Source organism: Vibrio amylolyticus, assembly GCF_023145695.1.
In the GTDB taxonomy this organism is placed as follows: domain Bacteria; phylum Pseudomonadota; class Gammaproteobacteria; order Enterobacterales; family Vibrionaceae; genus Vibrio; species Vibrio amylolyticus.
Window position 1 is genome coordinate 1 of sequence record NZ_JAJHVV010000024.1, and the last position, 4,646, is coordinate 4,646.

Genomic DNA, 4,646 nt, shown 5'->3' on the forward strand with positions numbered 1-4,646 from the left:
TGAAGAGCAGGTTTACGCCTTGATCGAACCCACGGTTTGGAAAGATTGGAAAGAGCAGTTATTAGATGAAAATACTCGTGATGTTAGTCAAACTCAGGCTATCCCGCTATTTAATCAAACTCGATTTTCGCAGGTTGAAAGTGGACCTGTTCTGGTTCATTTAAACAACAGTGAATGCGCTCTCAAACTCTGTACTGAACAATTTGAAACCAAGCCGAGTGGGTGCCTTGTATACGCCAATGAATCAATCGAGCTTGCAACGTTATTGGCCTCTCTTCGCAGCCGCGTCGTGGTGAAAAAAGGGAAAGCTGAGATGCTAATACGTTTTAATGAGCCTCGACAGTTAGTGATGTTAATGGGCTCAATGAACGAGTATGAAAGACGAGAGTTTTTTCCAGCACTGTCTCGTTTGCACTGGTACAACCGAGACTGGTTAAGCGTGGATTTATCTCATATTCCCATCGATTCATCACCCTCTGATATTTGGTCATTGTCTGAAGAGCGATTAGACACCATGCAGAACATCGCTTCTCAGTGGCGATTAAGTTAATGGCAGCGACTATCTCACATTCAGTGTTAACCGATTAATGGTAAAGAAGTATCTATCATGAGCAAAACATACCTTGTAAAACCTGGCGATACGCTACTGCAAATTGCCATTGAACAGAATACACAGTTCAATACTCTGCTTGAGCTAAACCCTAAGTTTCAAATCAACCCAGATCTCATCAAGGTGGGAGAGGCCGTCATTCTTCCAGATGAGGAAGAGTTAGAGCCGATAGAGCCAACATATCTAATCGAGCCAGTACAAGCAAAAACTCCCGATGAATGTGGTGATTTGGTTGCTGGAAATCTATGTTCGCCGATGGAAGTCCATGATGTGATTTTCATCACGGGAGATGGGCCAACGGCATATCTAACGTTAGATGAAGAGGCAGCACAGCAGCTTAAAGAAGAAGCGGATAAGACGGACACTTTCATTACGAGTTATAAAGAACTGTGCGAAGCCGCACCCGATAAAAAGAGTGCGACTAAACAAGAGATGGATCGGCATGCTCAAGCTAGACAATCGTGGTTTGAAGAGGCGAAGTACATTGGTATTTTTTCTGAAGAAGAGAAGGAGCCTAGTAGAGCAACGGCAAGGGTTGCCGGGGGAACGTCCGCACCTCCCAAAGTGAATCCTAATCATCAACAAGTTGAAGCTCAATTAACCGTGTTGAAATCCCGTTTGAAATTTGTAGAAAATTACGATGATCGCTGGTTTGGCGAAAATTCAGTCGATACCTTGCGAACAGAGGTTACGAGCAGAATACAGACCAAGATTGATTACTATAAAACATTAAGTGTCAAATCTTCGGCTCAGCCAGTTATTCCTGAAAATGTGACAAAGTTAAGTGTAGGGACGGATCGATTTAATTCGGAAGGAAAACAAGCAACGACTCAACGTTCGAAGCGACATGTTATGGAGGTCTACTCGGTTAATCAAGGAAGAACTGTGTACATACGCTCTAGTTATTATGAAGAGGAGCGTAAGCGTTGGAAGCCTTCTTATAAACGAACTAAAGCTATGAAGGCACTTGAGGTCGGTGACGTAAAAGGTTTTGGCAAGGCTGTTGCACAAGATATTCGAGATGATTTCCGAACTAAAAAGCTGACGGATAATCTAGATGCAAAATTGGCTGAATGGAACGCTGATGGTTACAAATACAAAGAGTGGCAAGCTAAAAAAAGCTTTAATAATGATGAAGGTGAAACGACGTTTGCCGTGAGCGCAGAAGCGCAACTTTTCCGTTGGGGGGCACAAGCTAGTGTCAACGCGTCGAAGGACTTAAAAGATCAACAGTTAAACGCAGGTGTCGGTGCTGCTAGTGGTTTCTCTTTGGTGGAAGCAAAAGCTGAGGTCAATCAATATATCCCGTATGAGAGAGGATACCCAGTCAAATTAAGCTATCTCGATGCCAACAAACAACCCGCTGAATATTCGTTTGGCTGCTTTCGATTGAATGCAAGCATGACCATAGGCTGTTTTGCTGGAGCAATGATTCAGGGCGCTGCACAAGCGAGTAACAAGCCTGAAGAAAATGGTGAAAGTGTCGGTGTGATGTATACACCAAAGGTCAATTTATCTAAATCTCCGAAAGGCAATATTGGCTTTAAAGCCGAAGGATTTGCAGGTGTTCAAGCGACTGGTGCTTTGGCCGGAAACATGGAATGGGAACCACCGAAAAAAGACACCGCCGTAAAGTTTGAAATATTGGCTCAATTAAAGGGCGAAGGGAATATTGCTGCGGGGGGAGGTTTTGGGGCTGATTTTCAACTTTCCCTAGTGGAAGGGAGTTTTTACCTCAAATGCACTGGGCAATTTATATGGGGTGTTGGCGGTGGCGGTGGTTTTGGTGCGCTTATTGATACTCGCCACTTGTGGGAGTTGGTGAAAGTCATCTGGCAGGGTTTGCAGTATGTTGATTATCGTGTGTTAAGGAATATTGATAAAAATGCTTATAATTATCTAGTTAACTCTACGATCATAGCCTTTGCCACTGATTATGTTAAAAATCCGATTCAAGCCTTACAAAATGTAGTGACTGCTGGAGTTAGTAAGGTTGATGTTTGGGTAAGTAGATACCAAGAATCGCGAGATAGAGAAAAAATGGCTAGCTTACTTGCATCTCGTATTCTTAATGATTCATGTAGAAGTGGAATTCCTTTTCATCAACTACCTCCGGAAGCTGTGGGCATAATGCTTGATATACTGGTTGAGCAATTCGCTTTTAACCTTCATGAAGAGCAAGAGTCTGCGATTTGTAAACTATTAGCTGAGACCACGTATAGTTGGCATAAGTTTGAAGAGATTTTGCAACGAATGAATGAACTTGGTAAGCCACGAAAAGGTGATCGAGTATTGTTTGACAATCTGGCGAGGATTAATTCAATTTTGGATGGGACTCAGCAGAGGCAGTTTAATCAGTGGGTTAGTAACCTTGCTGAAGCCGACAAAGTTGACAGTATTACAATGGTACCCTATTCGCCTCTATTTGGAGAGAGCCTAGAAAGGAAACGGGCTTTAATTTCAACTCAAGTCGCTAAGTTGGGTTTTGATGATGGTAGTAGAGTTGTTTAAGATGGAGCCCCATAAGTAGGGGCTTACATTCTATTATAGAAGGGCTTTACTATAACGCGCACCTGTAGGATACGATAAAATACTGGTCTAATATTGGCTTTGCATAGAGTCTAGAGAATGTCATTGTCGTTCCCGCGCCATCTCTCATAACTTTTTTAGTCCCTGTTTTTGGCCCCTGAGGGTTGTGTTCTGGGGAGTTTGAGTAGTAGTCTGGCGAGTACCAGTCATTAATCCATTCACTGGTTTGATTAGTCATACCATAAATACCTAGCGGATTAGGAGGATATTGGCCAATAAAGGTGCGTTCGCCAAAGTTACGCGCATTTACTTCATCTTCTTCATAGCTTATGTAATAGCCGGATTTTGGGTCGAAATATTGCCCTTCGGAAAGTTGTAGATAACCATTATTAGTTGAAAAATAATAATTTTTCCCTCTGCTTCTAGCTGCGTATTCCCATTGTGTTTCTGTAGGTAGATCGAAAGATAGCCCCGTTATGTCCCCTATCCAAAGGCAGTAATCTTTGGCCTCTTGCCATTCTTTGGCTCTGGCGACTTGATCCGATCTAACGTCTAATAAATGCTTATAATCACTCGAGCTACGCGATATTCTGCCACTTTCTATTAACTCAGAATCATGGTATTTATCCGCAGCAACAGGTAGGTTATTGATTTTTCTCATCCACTCCATATCAATAAAGCTGGTTAAATAAGCAGAGATTGAATAAGAATCAAGGGTGACTTTATGCAAATTTGCGGCACCAGTTTCAACACTGGTTGGTGAGCTTAAGCATTCCGCATCGGGTGACCAATCCATCCGATGAACCGTACCACTAGGTATTTCACAGGGCGCACCAAAATCCCCCATTTCAAAGCTACCACCTTCGACAAAGACTAGGTTTTCAATGGCGCGAACCGCTACATCGGCTGCTTTGTATTTCAGCTCGTCATTTGCGTCGGGGTAGAGCTTTTCGATGTTGTTGGAAATGGTCTCTATCTGCTCTTGCGAAACGCTATCACTACTGAGTTTATTAGCCCAATTTGCATCACTGCATGCCCCAATCGCAGGGGCTAATACAATAACCACTAACCATCTGTTTTTCATGTTTTTATTCCGTAATTTTGATGGTTGCATTTTAGCTTAAAATAGATAGGGAAAGTAGAGGTTGTCATTGGTAAATTGGAGGCTAATTCAAATTAGAGTAGTGATGTGATAATGAACACGCCGTTATTAAATTAGCCGTTTTAACTGGCAATGATTCCCAAATAACTAAGCAACATGTCAGTGTTCTTTCATAATGGCTGTAATAAGCGGGTTTCTTTCAATTTTGGCTGCTATTTACTCTGGCTGAACACGGTATGTGGTTTTACTTTGAGCATACTGAGTCAGCTCATACGATGGTTATTGTGGACAGTAATGATGCAATTCCAGACCTCACCAGCTCGCCGCTCAATGCTTCTTATCTCGGCCCTGTGATATACCAGGCCGGAGGAGGCGGGAATGCTGACCGTGAACATATTTACGGAT

The 4,646-nt window shown here is 42.7% G+C and carries 3 protein-coding genes and 1 pseudogene; 3 read left to right on the forward strand and 1 reads right to left on the reverse strand.

All coding sequences use genetic code 11. The features are described 5' to 3' along the window. Both KP803_RS21650 and KP803_RS21655 read left to right on the forward strand, forming a co-directional pair. Positions 1 to 550, forward strand: a 550-nt coding sequence (locus KP803_RS21650; RefSeq protein WP_248010932.1) for a DUF4123 domain-containing protein, incomplete at its 5' end; no start/stop codon positions are given. A 57-nt stretch (positions 551 to 607) separates the two neighbouring features. Beyond that, complete coding sequence (locus tag KP803_RS21655; protein WP_248010933.1) at positions 608 to 3,121, forward strand: LysM peptidoglycan-binding domain-containing protein; 2,514 nt, start codon at positions 608 to 610, stop codon at positions 3,119 to 3,121. A gap of 49 nt (positions 3,122 to 3,170) precedes the next feature. Here the strand turns inward: KP803_RS21655 and KP803_RS21660 are convergent, their stop codons facing one another. Then, positions 3,171 to 4,223, reverse strand: a complete 1,053-nt coding sequence (locus KP803_RS21660) for a formylglycine-generating enzyme family protein (RefSeq protein ID WP_248010934.1) — start codon at positions 4,221 to 4,223, stop codon at positions 3,171 to 3,173. Between the two features lie 239 nt (positions 4,224 to 4,462). Here KP803_RS21660 and KP803_RS21665 point away from each other — a divergent pair. Beyond that, a pseudogene (locus tag KP803_RS21665) lies at positions 4,463 to 4,646 on the forward strand (hypothetical protein); the annotation flags it as partial.